Genomic DNA, 12,705 nt, shown 5'->3' on the forward strand with positions numbered 1-12,705 from the left:
TGGAATGAAATCGAAGATATTTGGTTTACAGCTTGGGTAAAATATAGTTGGGATTTTGTTTAAAGAAAGGAATTAATTGCTCCTTACCATCAAAATAAATATATGGTTTTATTAAAGATAGTTCTTCGAATGCATTTTTATGACAGTTACGAAACTTCTTTTTATGACAAAAAGGACATTTAGCCGTTCGATTTAAAATTCGTCCTTTTAAAATGAAATCAAACATTTGTACCATTTGTAAAGGAGAACTAGCTTTAAGTTTACTTTGGTAGAATTCAATTTTGCCAAATATTCCATGAGAATATTCCCCATATAAATAGTAGCCTTCCAATTCCCTATATTTTTGGTTAGCTAGGTAAGGAATCGCATATGTTTTAATGAATTCTTTTACACGTAGTCCCTTTTTACATATAATCATTTCACTTTCCGGTACGTCGATGCAGCATGATTCGTCGATATTTACATGCCAATCAGCAATCTTTGGAAATGCATTTCCAGTTTCAAATAAAATTGGAAACATATTAGGATATTGCCGACTTCCTTTTATTAACACACTATATGTTTCCCAAATTTTTCCCTCCCCATCTTTAATTTCGATTTCTCCAGAAAGAAATTTCTCTCCATTCTGGGTTACTACTTCTAACTTATCATAATGTTGGGGTATTTCTAAAATATCTTTTTCAAATTGGCTACTAATCATTCTTTGCGATATGGTTTTGTAGTTGGAGGAATTATAGCCCCTAAGCCGCCCGAACTGCTTGAAGTATCGTCCTTATCATCTCCTAATGGAAATCTATCTCCTAAATGATTTCTCCAATATTCTGTCGACTTTTTATAATTCTTCTCTTTAAGCGCCTCCTTCGAATCATTTATAAAATTGCTTAAGCATTGTAAAAAATACTCTTTGTCCTTGTAATCTTCCAAAAGATTTTCATCTGAAGGGGTAGTAGGACGATAGCATGAAAAACTGGCGTCAAGTTTAGCTTGGATATTAATAAGAGTCTCCTTCAAGGCGATATCATCTCTATCCTTCCGTGAAACCAGGTTCTCAGTAATTAGTATAGTCAAAATGAGACCGCTTGGCATCTTTTTGGTAGAATTGCTAAAATGCCTAAAATCAATCCAGCTTTTGCCGTATCTAACTAATTGCCTAAGTTGTGGGGTTTCATCAGCTTTATCATTGAACCAATTTGTATATTCAAGTGGATCACTTTTTATATACCCATCTCTTTTATGTGCCAATTCGGGTGAGTTGCCCTGCTTGTAATATATTGGCTGATCAATATGATGACCATCGGAAAATACTGTTCTTACGCAAGTATTTTTATCTATTGGGGGCGTGCTAGTATGGCCATCGACCGCTTGACAAATCCACGAGTGGTATGTTGCGGTAGAGGGCCTATCACTAGGTGATTTATCGCCAATAAAGTAGATACCATCATCGACATCATATTTCAAAATAGTTTTTTCGGTTCCTTCAACTATTATTTTTCTCGGAATTGGGTTCACAATGGTGTCGGTTGACATAGAACCCTGCCCGTCAAATTTAGGCTTTTCATTTTCCGGTTGATTTTCTTTGAACCAATTTCTGACTTTTTTTCTTAGGTCTTTCCTTGATTTTTTTAATTCTTTTTTTCGAAAATCCGTGAGCTTAATTTTCCCATTAAACTCTTTAAAGTGTTCATTACAATTTGCCATTTTTCATTATTTAATATGGTTAGTGTTCTTACTTTGAAATTTCAAGTCTATTTTACCTTTGGTCTGATATGGAAGCCTTTCGGTGTAGTATTTCCCTATTAAATGCTTTCCATCTTTATTCTCGACCGCTTTTAGCATCTCGGTTCCAAAATGCGGGCAAAAATCAAGTTCAAAATTTCCCTCGTTCAAATAATTGTAGAGTATGGAGAAGGTTCCATCTTTTTCTTTTATTATGCTAGCCTCTATACTTCTGGACAAAGAGGACATTGTACCATCTTTCCTTTTGGTCCATGAATTAACTACTATGTCCGAACCATTCTGAGTAATTACTTTGATATGTTCCAATTCATCTTTGACTTTTTGACACTTTTCATCAGTAAACTCGAATAACAAAGTTCCTGTATATGTGCCAGAAAAATCGGGAACACTGTACAGCCAACTAAATGGTCTGACATTCCAGAGGTATTTGTTTATTAAAGCGAATAAAAACGACGTTAATGCAAATATGGAAAAAGACATACCCCAATGACTGGAGATGTAAACATTAGTAAAATAGAGGAGTAGTCCTAGCGCAATACACAACGGAATAAAGCTTTCGGGTTTCAAGTATCTAAGATTAAATCTATCCATAGGTTAATTATTTTCAGTTATTATCATAAATACTCTCACATAAAGCTCTAGAAATCCTGAGCTTACTTTTCTTTTCTAACGCCTTTGAATTTGCCGCCAGTAGTTTTTACATCCATAAATCTTCCCGTTTCAGTATCTCTCTTTACAAAGAGTTTTGTTTTCGGGTTTAATACTTGGGAACGGCCTTTTACAGCTCCTTTTCTTGCGTTGTCTCCTATGGGTGGATTTTTAGCCACTTTTTTGTTTTTTATAAGATTAATATTTATCTAATTATAAGTATATGCTCACATTTTTTCATATTTTGCCATTACCAATCAAAACAGTGAGTAATCTATTATACTGTCTTACAATTGTATATGCTCATGAACTTTGTTTTTTTGCCATTTGGGCGGATATTTTTTAATATGGATGAGCATATTCTATTGAAATATGGCTTTAGCGAGTAAAAAAGAAATTCTTGAGCACCTAGATTCCATTGATTTGAATGAACTTTTGGATAGGATGGAGAACTACGTCCGAACTCGTTTTTATAATAAATCTGAGAAAGAACGAGAAGGGTTTGATTACCTTGATTTTTGTTATAATGTTCTAGTCAAAGCTTCAACAGGAGTTAGAAATTGGGATAAGGAAAAGACTTCTTTTGATAATTTTATTTTCGGATCTTTAAGAAGTGATTTATTTAACTTCTTTAGAAAACAAAAAAATAAGAAGAATGAAGAGGGAAATTTGCAAACCACAGAGCAAGAAATATACTTAATTGAAATAAATGACTTTGTTGAACTAGATGAAGTTGAAGCTGAAGATGAACCTCCAGATATAGATTTTAAAGATATATGCGAAGACGCTCTGAAATCATTGAGGGAACAAGGAGCAGACAAATTGGAAATAGAAGTGTTTGAATGTTGGCTAGCTGGTTATTATAAGCCAAAAGAAATAGCTGACTTGTGTAACATAGATACCACAGAAGTAAATAATACTGTCAAAAGACTTTCTAGAAAAACTATTAAGTTAAAAGAAAAATGGATAAGCTTAAAAAAATCGTAGATAAAGGTTTTACCGAGAACTATCTTTTTGGAGATATAAATGATATTCGCAAAAGTTTATCTGATTATGGAGTCAATTTAGATGATAATAGGCAGCGTCAAAACAAGCTGATTAAACAATTAAAGTTTAAACTTCGTTCATCTATATACAAAGAAAAAAATGAAAACCTTTTGCTTAAGGCAACAGAATCATTTCAAGAAGCTATAAATAAGGGGCTAGAAAAACCAATTGCTTATTTGAATAACCTGATTAAAGAGAATCAATTGTTAGTGCAGTATAACAATTTGGACAAGTTAAGCTCCGATGAAATAAAAGAAATCATTAAAGACCAAAATTTGATTGAAATAATTGAGTTACTTGAAAACGAACAGTAAAGGGAAAAATAAGGCTAAAGAGGTCCTAAATGAAATTGGTTTTGATGAAATAACAGAGCTTACAAATTCAGATTTAGTTAGTGGTTTTGGTATACTTTTTATTGCTGAACCCTTAAAAAATGCCGATGGAAAAATCATAAGAGGTAAAACCAAGACCATAATAAAAGTAAACTCGTTAATACCTTATCCACAAAGAATACGCTACGTAGTTGCACACGAATTAGGACATTATTTTTTACATGAAAAATTGGAAATCCACACGGACAATTCTAAAACACTAAACTGGTTCAAAGTAGAAGACCAAGCAAAAAGGGGATTACAGGAATTTGAAGCGAATGATTTTGCTTCAGAATTATTAATGCCTGAAAAGGTTTTTCGTCAATTTATCAAGCATAAACCTTTTAGTCCTTCTTTAATAAAGGAAATATCTGATAGATTTCATACCAGCTTAACGTCTGTAGTTTATAGATTAATAACTTTAGATGTGTTTCCATTATTAGTTGTTTTCATTTCTGATGGATTAGTAAGATATTGGAGAAAATCCCCAGATTTGAAAGGTTGGCTAAAAGATCTTACCAAGCTTTCTCCACCCGAGGATTCCGTTGCAAAAGAATATATTGACTCCGATTATGATTTTATCTATAAAGGAGATGAAAAAGCTCAAGAAATAGACCGTTCCACTTGGTTTAAATTGTACGAAAATCAAGAAGATTCTGATTTTATGGAGTATTGCATTCCTACCATGCAGTATAAAACTATAATCAGTATAATATGGGAAGCTTAGTTTTTTTGGCCTAAGAGAATTTTAGTTCATGGCTTGCTTATTATTTCTTAAAGGTATTCATGAACCTCCTTCGTCGGTTTGGCTAAAACAATAGGGGAGAGGAGCTTTAAGAATTTTAGGGGGCTGGTTACCATAATTGTTGACGTCTGTATTGGTTGTTTTATCTTAATGAAGTCTTAAGAGTTACAATGGATCCTAAAATTTAGCGAACGACCCGTACATTGTTTCCAAAATTATCTGTAAACCTCAAATTTAAAGTCATTTATAAATGCCACATACAGATAATAGGAATACAGGGAAATAGTATCATGAGAAGGTTCCTTATTCTCAAAATTGTTTTTGGTAATGGTTAAGGCGAGTTTATTTGAGCCAGTAACCAATAATCCCTCCAATCATTGTACTACCAAGTTCCGAGTTATCCGAATAAAGAGAAAGATAAATAGAGAATCCAAGTAGCACGACTGTTACAATTATTCTCCCTATCGCTTTTATTTTATCATTTTCGTTCGCGGAGGACGGGTTGTTATCTCCTAAATGTACTGGATTCGGATTTATCGCATTTAATGTCTCTTTGACTGTTGTACCAAATAACTTAACCATGATAATTTATTTTTTTGATTTAATATTATGATAAATTAAGAATCCACTTCCGCCAACGGCACCTCCGCCTGTAACCCCGGCTATAGCCGTAACTACTAATTTTGTTTTTAATCTTTGCGTTAATTTTAAATTGTATTCATTTATTGTTTCAAGCCAGAACTCGTCACTATTTGACAAATTCATAGATTTAGCGGTTTTGATGGATTCAACTATATCATCAAAATTCACAAAATCTGTCGTAATGTGACCGCCGGTCTCTAAGCTTTTTAGATTATGACTGTTACAAGTTATATAATCAGAAATACCATAATGGGCAGGTTGTTGACCAAATAAGGAATTGTCTACATTGTTAAAAATGACAACTGGTGAGTCTTTGTTTCTTTTTGCTTTGTTCAGAGCAAAAATCAATTCATTTTCGTTTTCAACAATTAAATTAAAATTATTCTCACCTATTTTTTCCACTGTTCTATATATCTCATTCGTCTGTTCATCAGAAATGTTAAACAATGATTTCAGTTTCGTTTTATTTTTAGAGGCGACATAAATAAACTTAATTTTCTCTGGTTCAACATCTATATCCGTTAAGAAGGATTTGTAAGTTCTAATAAATTTCACTCCTTTATTTGATAAAGAGTGAACTAACTTTTTGCTTAAAGGTGCATTTAATATAATCTTAGAATTTTTCTGAAGACCAATCCCGTTTAAAGGGTTAGTATGAGAATTCTGTCTAGTTCCTCGGGTAGTATTTATAATTACGGAATTTTCGTCTATTGATTTGACAAGAACATAACTTTCATATCTTTTAGGGGTAGCCGTAATTCTTCTGTTTGTTAGTTTTGAAAGAGTTTTTGCTTGTTTTTCATTTAGTGACATTCCCTTTAATAGTCCAAATAACTCATGTTTATTACTTTGAATGGGGAGGTGTCGTAAATCTTCTGGAACGATTCGATATTTCGCATATTTTAGATTTTTAAACCTTAAAAAGTTATTTTTAAATTCATTTGTAATTGTACTTTCGGCACCGAAATCACTACTTAATTCATCAATATCGTTTAAAAACCCGCTTACTTCCTTACTGAAGTGTTTCCAAGAATATGAATTGGAGTTCTTAATTGATTTAATCAGGAGTTTCTTTTCACCTTGAGTTAAATTAACATTGTCGAAAACACTCTTTTCGAAATTACTATTGTCAGCAGATTTATATGTGCTTTCTAAAAATTTATCGGAAACCTTAGCCGCATCATCTATTTTATTATTTAAACTTTTCGGAATTTTTTTAAAGCTCTTTGTTGTAGATTTTTTACATGCGTTTATAAGAACATTATCCGTACATCTGCTCAATCCGACAAGAAGTAAAATTATAGTAGCCCCAATTTTTGGTAATTTTTTTCCCATACCAATGAACAATATTAATAAAAATGACCTATTGCGTTTTGAGGGAAATCAACGATTATATTAAACTTTTACAAAATAAACTTAGGGGGAGATACTTAAGAATTCTAAGTTAAAAAATTAATCCTAAATAGGTTAGTTATTTTATAATTTATCTAATATCTATTGTGAGGCTTGCTTTTAACTTTAATTGTATATTTATGAAGTCAACCCGTTCAAAAATAAAAAGATTCTCAATAAAAGAAAATGACCGGGAAGGAGTTGATTTTGTTGTCACAGATTCTAATGGCAAATGGCATTCAATCTGAAATATTTTTCAAGCCAATGGATTTGATTGCTCTACAAAGCATGAAAATGAGGGCTTCAGTTACAATACCGAAGGTCTATTTTAAATAATGTTAGGAACACGTTCAAAAAAAACTTCAAACAAGATGAGAGGTTAGCAAGTGCTTAGAAATTATCTCGCTCTGCCGGCGCACCATCTCGCTCATATTTCTAAAGGTCTACCAGACCTTCAAAAATACTTCCGTTAGCTGTTGCGGCAAGCTACCGAGAATGCCTGTGAAAAATTTATTGATCTTTCTGCCAGAAATGCCATCAGCATCAACTCGCACAAAATTTCAAAGATTCTCAATCTTTGAAATTTATGTCGTGGCGTTGGCAAGCGTTGGCAAGTTATTCGCTGATATTTATTTTTTTTAAAGGAGCTCATGAATGCTTTGCATTTGTGTTTTAAAAGCAATCGAACGATTGGTGTGCGGCAATTTTATGCTTCGGCTTCGCTCAGCACAGGCGGCACGACTAATTATGAGTACAGACGGAATGTTTCTCGCTGGAGTTTCTACGAAATTGAAATTCTCTAAAAAGTTTTTTCTGTGTGGAAAATTTGAAGCTACGTAAATTGGAAAGGTTGATGACCCTGTTGTGAGTTTTGATCAATTCTCAAAGCTTGAGGGATATTTTACATCATAGACCCGCGAAGCGCCGATGAACTCCTATAAAAAACAATATATGAGCATCGTGAATAATTATAGCTACTGATGTTTTGAACATTTCAGTAAAACAGCTTTGACATAATATCTGACGATATGAACCTAAAGGCCTCATATCTGATATTATATCAAATACACGGTATGCGTCGTTTTACAGATTAACCAGATTGTACTATAATTTATATTATGTAAAATAGGATAATTAAAAGCCCACTATCACCATATTTTACACCAAATGAAATATCTTGCTTAGAAAGTCCTTCAGCATCATCTCGCCGACTTTTAAATCATCCACAGGATAATTCAAAAGCTCGCGTATGTAAAATAGAATAATTAGAAGCCCACTATCACCATATTTTACACCAAATGAAATATCTTGCTTGAAAGTCCATCAACACCATCTCGCCGATTTTTAAATCATCCACAGGGTAATTCAAAAGCTCGCGTATGTCAAATACGGCATTAATTCTTAAGATTGAGAATCTTTAGAATTTTGTGCGGGATGGCGCGCTGGCATTAACTATCGTGCTGCTAAGTCCAACACCTCGGCTAGCCTACAAAGTAAAATCACCTACAGGATAATTCAAAAGCTCTCGTACGTAACATTGAATATTGTAGACCTTCTCCTCCGTTATAGAAATAAATCTCAAAAAGCAGCGCTTCTATTAGGCTATGGTAGTTTCGGTAACTTTTACATCCCGAAGATATTCCACCACTTCACTGGCAAAATTCTGAAACCGGTCTAGATGTTTCTGTAGCATACCAGAGCAGCGTGCCGATGCATTTTCGTCACTGCGCAGCTCGGTGATGATATTTTCGTTCGAATGAGCCAATTCCGAAACATTCTCCTTCAACTCATTAAATCTAACGAATTGATGATAGGTTTTGGGCTCGCACAAGTAAGATGAAAGTTTACGCGAAAACTGATCAATATCACGTTGATTTCTATCCAAGCGTTTAAGTTGCACATTTTTATCATTGGTAAATTGTGCCTTTGTAGTCGTATTCTCGTAAACAGTCATTTCAAACGTTGTAGTTAAAGCAGTCAAATTCTATACAAATGTATTCGTAACTTCCTATAAATGTTTGTGCTAACGGTTTTTTAACTTAAAATTCACAACCTATTTACTGAAACGCCAAAATAAAGCTTAAAATATGTTAAATTGACTTATTAAGTAAGCTTTTTCTTAAACTGAGAGTTTAAGTTTTATTCACAATTCGACAAATAGTCCTCTATATTCTCATGCAATTTTCTAAATTCCGAGAGTTGTTTTTTAGCTTCGCTAACATATTCACCCATGCTATTTTCGTCTCCCTTAAGTGCGTGAATAACTTCTTTGTGGTTTTTGCTACAACGGTCCATCGTATTTTTTAGAGCCTCTATTCTTTCAAACAGATTATAGGTTTTGGGCTCACAACGGTATGACCGCAACTGACTGCGCATTTGAGATAAATTACGTTGGTTACGTTCAAGCCTGACGATTAGGGCATTGCTATCTCCCTCGCGGAGATGATGAAGATTTTTTTTGAATTTTTCCATGGCGCATAGATTTAGGGGTCAAACTGTAGGATTTTAACAAGGTTACTTCTTAAAGCTACAAAAAATACATCTACAACGTTTTCGTATGAGTAGGAATTTTCAAGTTTTAACAATAATTTATTCCTTCGATTTGTAGCTGTGGCAATAAATAATTCTTTTCGGCACCAAAGCGCTTACTTCCACTGGTAACTTGCAGTATGGAAATAATTTTTGAGTACGATAACGTAAGTGCCAGTGAACGCTTAGAAGAGTTGGCCACAAATAAGATCAATAAACTAGTTGATAAATTCGATTTCTTGGTACGAGCCGATGTATTTTTTAAAAAAGAAAATACGTCAACACCAGAAACCGGATTGGTCTGTAACATACGCCTAAGCGCTCCCGGCCCACGATTGTTCGCCGAATCGAGTAATGAGAGTTTTGAAGCTTCCATCAAAGAATCGGTGTCTAGTCTAGAACGACAGTTAAAAAAGAGAAAAGAAGAACTAAAATCACACTAAACTATGAACGATATGAGTGTTCTAACAACTGATGAAAAATTACTGACCTTGGTGTACAGTTCCACTTCACACTTGGGCAAGCAGGTTTTGGGCTATGTGCAAGGGGCAGGTGAACATCTGCGTACCATCGATATCGCCGAGACCAATCTGGGCCACGCGGTATGGGTAACCTTGGCAGATGGATTAAACAAAGATTTAGGAGAACTTTTTTCCTTAGACAATACCGAAACCTTGGATATTGAGAGTAGTAATTCTTTTGATACCGATGATTGGTTGAAGTTGATTGATAAAAATCCGTCACTTTTGCAGAACCCGATTGCCATAAAGGGTAAAAACTTTATGCAAGTCACCGGTAGATCTCAGGTCTTGAAGTTTTTCGGGGTCGATTCCGCAGGATTGGAAAAAAAGAATTTGGGCGACTCCCCTACCACTTCGTCAACGACTAAAGACGAATCGTTCATATAAGATTCTCAAATAATTTAAATGAAAAAGCCACCTAATCGGTGGCTTTTTTTATTGTTCGCTTTCGTCGTCTTCAAATTCGAGCTTGGCCATTGTTTTCGACAGCCGTGCCGAATAGGGTTTTTGCAAAATATCGTTTAAGAGTCGCTCTCTTCTCCTTTCTGAAATATCCAAGGTATCAACAATTTCACGAGTACGCTGTATTTCGGCCATTCGTTCTTCCTTTAAATCTACCCGTTCTTCCGGAGATAATATCATTTGTGGCTCAAACCGTTCCATAACCGTATACTTGGTTACTTCGTGCGACTGCTTTTTTTCTTGTGCCTGTAACGTAGTGCTTGCAGCAGTACATGCCAATGCCAGGCATATACCCTTTAAAAGTGATTTTTTCATAGGGGGTTTCATATAGTCTCTATGCTAATTTATGAATTATTCGATTATTCTTTCAGGGCATCGTATAATATCTGGTCGAACGGCAAAACAATTCGACAAAATGAAATATTATCCCGTACTTTGCCTTTCAAGCTGTGCTTATGTGTAGAAATGGCGTACTCCTCCTTGTAATTTGCTTCATCTTACAGAATACCTATGCCCAGAATACGACGGATATTTCTTCTGCGGATATCACTTTTACCTTTATCTCTAAGAATGTTGATGGCAGTATTTCCGGCTTTAAGTCTAGCTCGAATATTGACTTGGCACATATCGAAAATTCGAAATTCGTGGGTTCGGTAGCCGTTGAAACCCTAAAAACAGGAAATTTCATTCGAGATTGGTCCCTCAAGGGCAACAAATATTTCGATGCCGATTCACACCCGCGGCTATCGTTTGAAAGTACCGAAATTGTTAAAATGGATGATGGCAGTTATTCCGTTAACGGAAACCTTACGATTAAAGGAATAGAAAAGCCGATTACCTTTCGCATTGAACGAAAAGATAATCGGCTTCTAGGTACCACCACCCTATTTACTTCCGATTATGACATCCATATTAAAAATCAAAGGGAAGAAAACAAGGTACTCGTTACCCTAAAACTAATGCTTTAACTACGAAATATTCAGCATGGATCGTAACTCTTGCTGATCGGTACTTACGCCATATACTTTCTCATCGACTTCCATAGCCTTGGTGCTACCTAAATCGCCCACGTATATGGGTATGAAGCCGATATCGCGAATCAGCTTGTCGGTGACCTCTCTACTCTTGGCATCTTGGGCCGCAAAAGGTACCGCCATGGGGTTCGAATCGTCAAAAGCGCGTTCTTTTAAATCTTTCGCATGAATCGTATTGAAAGCTTTTGCCGTAAAGGCCGTTGAAAATTTCAACGCGGTATACTCCGAAGCATTTCTATTATCGTCACGTACGTCTTGAGCAATTTCCCCATCCGTTTCCGGATACGGGTTTGTCGCATCGATTATTACTTTATTACCGTATTCACCGGCAAACACCTCGGCCGTCTCGTTTATGGCCTTAAAAGGTGTAGCTAAAAGGTACGCATCGGCGTTGGCCTCAAAAGCCTCGGCCACACTTACCGCTTTGGCTTTATCACCGGCTTCACGCACGATATCGCCCAATTCTTCGGGGTGACGTGAGCTAAAAAGCACTTCGTGCCCGGCCTGGGCCCAATGCTTGCCCAAGGTTCCTCCGATATTTCCACTTCCAATTATTCCTATTTTCATTTTTCAATTATTTTATTCCGTCTTACGGATGATTTATATCTCTTTTCAACCTTTGAAATTGCAGTGCCAATTTAGGCTATCGCTTCTTCTAACAACACTTCAGATTCTCCCCTCGCAGGATAATCTTCTTTCTTGACATAATCGATCATTTTCAAAATATCATCGAAACCAGGTCTTGCAAATGGCATGGTCTGAATAGATGATGCATATAAGGTATTATCGGGTTTTACAAAGAAAATTCCTGGTTCTGAGAATTGTTCAGGCTCTTTTTCGGAAATTCCTTCAGATATGAACAAGCCCCACTCGCGTGCTTGTTCCATGGTGAGCCCATAAGCCAAGGGCAATTCCGGAATTTTCCATTCTTCCGCAGTTTTTTTAGCGAGTTCTTCCGTATTTGAACTAACGGCTATAACGTTTACCCCGCGTTCTTTAAACTTATCTAATTTACCGGCCAATTCTTCGAGCTGAATTTTGCAGATAGGGCAATGTATGCCACGATAAAAAACAATCATGGTGAACGTATCACTATCTTGGGCGCTTAGTTTCCACTTGGTATCATTGATTAAATTAAGTTCTAATTGGGGTACTTCTTTTCTAGGTAATAGCATATATAAATTTTAATGATTAATAGTATCGACCACTATCGAAACCGGTTGTATATCTTGTTTTACTTTGATATACCGCTTCAATTGGGGTCTCGTTAAAATATTCGCCATTTCGGCACGTTGCTGCTGTGCCAATTGCGACAGCAAATGCAACTTATCCTCAGGGCTCATTTCTGAACGTTGAATTTTGTTTTCACGAGTCAGAAATTCTTGCAGCTTCTTTTGAAATAGCAAGGTCTGATTGCCGCTCATGACCAACTCAGGTTGGTAGGCCTGGGTCAAAGATTTTGCCCATGCCTCACTGTTTCGGTTTCCCTCTTGAAAGTAAGTATCTTGCCCTCGAAGGTTCGCTACAATACCAACTCCTGAAAATAGTAATGCCCAAAATGTCGAATTCTTTTTCAT

18 protein-coding genes are annotated in these 12,705 nt (G+C 35.5%); 6 read left to right on the forward strand and 12 right to left on the reverse strand.

Annotation, left to right across the window (positions count from 1 at the left end; genetic code table 11):
* Positions 1 to 25: 25 nt before the first annotated feature.
* The 4 genes from IV512_RS02955 to IV512_RS02970 form a co-directional block, all read right to left on the reverse strand.
* Positions 26 to 700, reverse strand: a complete 675-nt coding sequence (locus IV512_RS02955; RefSeq protein ID WP_209400441.1) for a hypothetical protein — start codon at positions 698 to 700, stop codon at positions 26 to 28.
* Positions 697 to 1,698: a cyclic GMP-AMP synthase DncV-like nucleotidyltransferase gene (locus IV512_RS02960; protein ID WP_209400443.1), complete on the reverse strand. Its 1,002-nt coding sequence runs from the start codon at positions 1,696 to 1,698 to the stop codon at positions 697 to 699. The genes IV512_RS02955 and IV512_RS02960 overlap by 4 nt, the downstream gene beginning before the upstream one ends.
* A gap of 6 nt (positions 1,699 to 1,704) precedes the next feature.
* Entirely contained in the window at positions 1,705 to 2,328 is a 624-nt protein-coding gene (locus tag IV512_RS02965; protein ID WP_209400445.1) for a hypothetical protein, read from the reverse strand.
* Positions 2,329 to 2,390: 62 nt separating this feature from the next.
* On the reverse strand, positions 2,391 to 2,564 hold the full coding sequence (locus tag IV512_RS02970; protein ID WP_209400447.1) for a hypothetical protein: 174 nt from the start codon (positions 2,562 to 2,564) through the stop codon (positions 2,391 to 2,393).
* Between the two features lie 193 nt (positions 2,565 to 2,757).
* Between IV512_RS02970 and IV512_RS02975 the strand changes: the two genes are divergently transcribed.
* The 3 genes from IV512_RS02975 to IV512_RS02985 are packed head-to-tail and all read left to right on the forward strand — an operon-like array spanning position 2,758 to position 4,530.
* Positions 2,758 to 3,372 (forward strand): hypothetical protein, encoded by a 615-nt coding sequence (locus tag IV512_RS02975; RefSeq protein ID WP_209400449.1) that lies wholly within the window; start codon positions 2,758 to 2,760, stop codon positions 3,370 to 3,372.
* Complete coding sequence (locus IV512_RS02980) at positions 3,348 to 3,746, forward strand: hypothetical protein (RefSeq protein WP_209400451.1); 399 nt, start codon at positions 3,348 to 3,350, stop codon at positions 3,744 to 3,746. The genes IV512_RS02975 and IV512_RS02980 overlap by 25 nt, the downstream gene beginning before the upstream one ends.
* Complete coding sequence (locus IV512_RS02985; protein ID WP_209400453.1) at positions 3,730 to 4,530, forward strand: ImmA/IrrE family metallo-endopeptidase; 801 nt, start codon at positions 3,730 to 3,732, stop codon at positions 4,528 to 4,530. The genes IV512_RS02980 and IV512_RS02985 overlap by 17 nt, the downstream gene beginning before the upstream one ends.
* A gap of 360 nt (positions 4,531 to 4,890) precedes the next feature.
* On the opposite strand, the gene IV512_RS02990 is transcribed toward IV512_RS02985, so the two are convergent.
* The 4 genes from IV512_RS02990 to IV512_RS03005 form a co-directional block, all read right to left on the reverse strand.
* Complete coding sequence (locus IV512_RS02990; RefSeq protein WP_209400455.1) at positions 4,891 to 5,130, reverse strand: hypothetical protein; 240 nt, start codon at positions 5,128 to 5,130, stop codon at positions 4,891 to 4,893.
* 6 nt (positions 5,131 to 5,136) lie between these two features.
* Positions 5,137 to 6,525: a hypothetical protein gene (locus tag IV512_RS02995; protein ID WP_209400457.1), complete on the reverse strand. Its 1,389-nt coding sequence runs from the start codon at positions 6,523 to 6,525 to the stop codon at positions 5,137 to 5,139.
* A gap of 1,654 nt (positions 6,526 to 8,179) precedes the next feature.
* The gene (locus IV512_RS03000) at positions 8,180 to 8,536 is read right to left on the reverse strand and encodes a hypothetical protein (RefSeq protein ID WP_209400459.1); all 357 of its coding nucleotides are present in this window, start codon (positions 8,534 to 8,536) and stop codon (positions 8,180 to 8,182) included.
* A 185-nt stretch (positions 8,537 to 8,721) separates the two neighbouring features.
* A complete protein-coding gene (locus tag IV512_RS03005; protein WP_209400461.1) occupies positions 8,722 to 9,054 on the reverse strand; it encodes a hypothetical protein in 333 nt (110 codons plus the stop codon).
* 197 nt (positions 9,055 to 9,251) lie between these two features.
* Between IV512_RS03005 and hpf the strand changes: the two genes are divergently transcribed.
* Together hpf and IV512_RS03015 are read left to right on the forward strand one after the other, a co-directional pair.
* Positions 9,252 to 9,554: a ribosome hibernation-promoting factor, HPF/YfiA family gene (gene hpf / locus IV512_RS03010; protein ID WP_209400463.1), complete on the forward strand. Its 303-nt coding sequence runs from the start codon at positions 9,252 to 9,254 to the stop codon at positions 9,552 to 9,554.
* Positions 9,555 to 9,566: 12 nt separating this feature from the next.
* Entirely contained in the window at positions 9,567 to 10,019 is a 453-nt protein-coding gene (locus IV512_RS03015) for an arsenate reductase family protein (protein ID WP_157813274.1), read from the forward strand.
* Between the two features lie 48 nt (positions 10,020 to 10,067).
* On the opposite strand, the gene IV512_RS03020 is transcribed toward IV512_RS03015, so the two are convergent.
* A complete protein-coding gene (locus IV512_RS03020) occupies positions 10,068 to 10,409 on the reverse strand; it encodes a hypothetical protein (RefSeq protein ID WP_209400465.1) in 342 nt (113 codons plus the stop codon).
* 140 nt (positions 10,410 to 10,549) lie between these two features.
* Here IV512_RS03020 and IV512_RS03025 point away from each other — a divergent pair, with 140 nt between their 5' ends.
* Entirely contained in the window at positions 10,550 to 11,062 is a 513-nt protein-coding gene (locus tag IV512_RS03025; protein WP_209400467.1) for a YceI family protein, read from the forward strand.
* Here IV512_RS03025 and IV512_RS03030 read toward each other — a convergent pair whose 3' ends face one another.
* From IV512_RS03030 to IV512_RS03040, 3 genes are all read right to left on the reverse strand, one after another.
* Positions 11,063 to 11,695: an NADPH-dependent F420 reductase gene (locus tag IV512_RS03030; RefSeq protein WP_209400469.1), complete on the reverse strand. Its 633-nt coding sequence runs from the start codon at positions 11,693 to 11,695 to the stop codon at positions 11,063 to 11,065.
* A 71-nt stretch (positions 11,696 to 11,766) separates the two neighbouring features.
* Positions 11,767 to 12,303, reverse strand: a complete 537-nt coding sequence (locus IV512_RS03035; RefSeq protein ID WP_209400471.1) for a peroxiredoxin-like family protein — start codon at positions 12,301 to 12,303, stop codon at positions 11,767 to 11,769.
* Positions 12,304 to 12,312: 9 nt separating this feature from the next.
* Positions 12,313 to 12,705, reverse strand: a complete 393-nt coding sequence (locus IV512_RS03040; protein ID WP_209400474.1) for a hypothetical protein — start codon at positions 12,703 to 12,705, stop codon at positions 12,313 to 12,315.

Origin of the sequence: Pseudozobellia sp. WGM2 (genome assembly GCF_017810075.1) — a bacterium.
In the GTDB taxonomy this organism is placed as follows: Bacteria; Bacteroidota; Bacteroidia; order Flavobacteriales; family Flavobacteriaceae; genus JADNYK01.

What these genes read in the sequence shown, in the direction of transcription:
- IV512_RS02955 (WP_209400441.1), bottom strand. Translation starts at nt 700, where the DNA reads ATGATTAGTAGCCAATTTGAAAAAGATATTTTAGAAATACCCCAACAT.
- IV512_RS02960 (WP_209400443.1), bottom strand. Translation starts at nt 1,698, where the DNA reads ATGGCAAATTGTAATGAACACTTTAAAGAGTTTAATGGGAAAATTAAG.
- IV512_RS02965 (WP_209400445.1), bottom strand. Translation starts at nt 2,328, where the DNA reads ATGGATAGATTTAATCTTAGATACTTGAAACCCGAAAGCTTTATTCCG.
- IV512_RS02975 (WP_209400449.1), top strand. Translation starts at nt 2,758, where the DNA reads ATGGCTTTAGCGAGTAAAAAAGAAATTCTTGAGCACCTAGATTCCATT.
- IV512_RS02980 (WP_209400451.1), top strand. Translation starts at nt 3,348, where the DNA reads ATGGATAAGCTTAAAAAAATCGTAGATAAAGGTTTTACCGAGAACTAT.
- IV512_RS02990 (WP_209400455.1), bottom strand. Translation starts at nt 5,130, where the DNA reads ATGGTTAAGTTATTTGGTACAACAGTCAAAGAGACATTAAATGCGATA.
- IV512_RS02995 (WP_209400457.1), bottom strand. Translation starts at nt 6,525, where the DNA reads ATGGGAAAAAAATTACCAAAAATTGGGGCTACTATAATTTTACTTCTT.
- IV512_RS03000 (WP_209400459.1), bottom strand. Translation starts at nt 8,536, where the DNA reads ATGACTGTTTACGAGAATACGACTACAAAGGCACAATTTACCAATGAT.
- IV512_RS03005 (WP_209400461.1), bottom strand. Translation starts at nt 9,054, where the DNA reads ATGGAAAAATTCAAAAAAAATCTTCATCATCTCCGCGAGGGAGATAGC.
- hpf (WP_209400463.1), top strand. Translation starts at nt 9,252, where the DNA reads ATGGAAATAATTTTTGAGTACGATAACGTAAGTGCCAGTGAACGCTTA.
- IV512_RS03015 (WP_157813274.1), top strand. Translation starts at nt 9,567, where the DNA reads ATGAGTGTTCTAACAACTGATGAAAAATTACTGACCTTGGTGTACAGT.
- IV512_RS03020 (WP_209400465.1), bottom strand. Translation starts at nt 10,409, where the DNA reads ATGAAAAAATCACTTTTAAAGGGTATATGCCTGGCATTGGCATGTACT.
- IV512_RS03025 (WP_209400467.1), top strand. Translation starts at nt 10,550, where the DNA reads ATGTGTAGAAATGGCGTACTCCTCCTTGTAATTTGCTTCATCTTACAG.
- IV512_RS03030 (WP_209400469.1), bottom strand. Translation starts at nt 11,695, where the DNA reads ATGAAAATAGGAATAATTGGAAGTGGAAATATCGGAGGAACCTTGGGC.
- IV512_RS03035 (WP_209400471.1), bottom strand. Translation starts at nt 12,303, where the DNA reads ATGCTATTACCTAGAAAAGAAGTACCCCAATTAGAACTTAATTTAATC.
- IV512_RS03040 (WP_209400474.1), bottom strand. Translation starts at nt 12,705, where the DNA reads ATGAAAAAGAATTCGACATTTTGGGCATTACTATTTTCAGGAGTTGGT.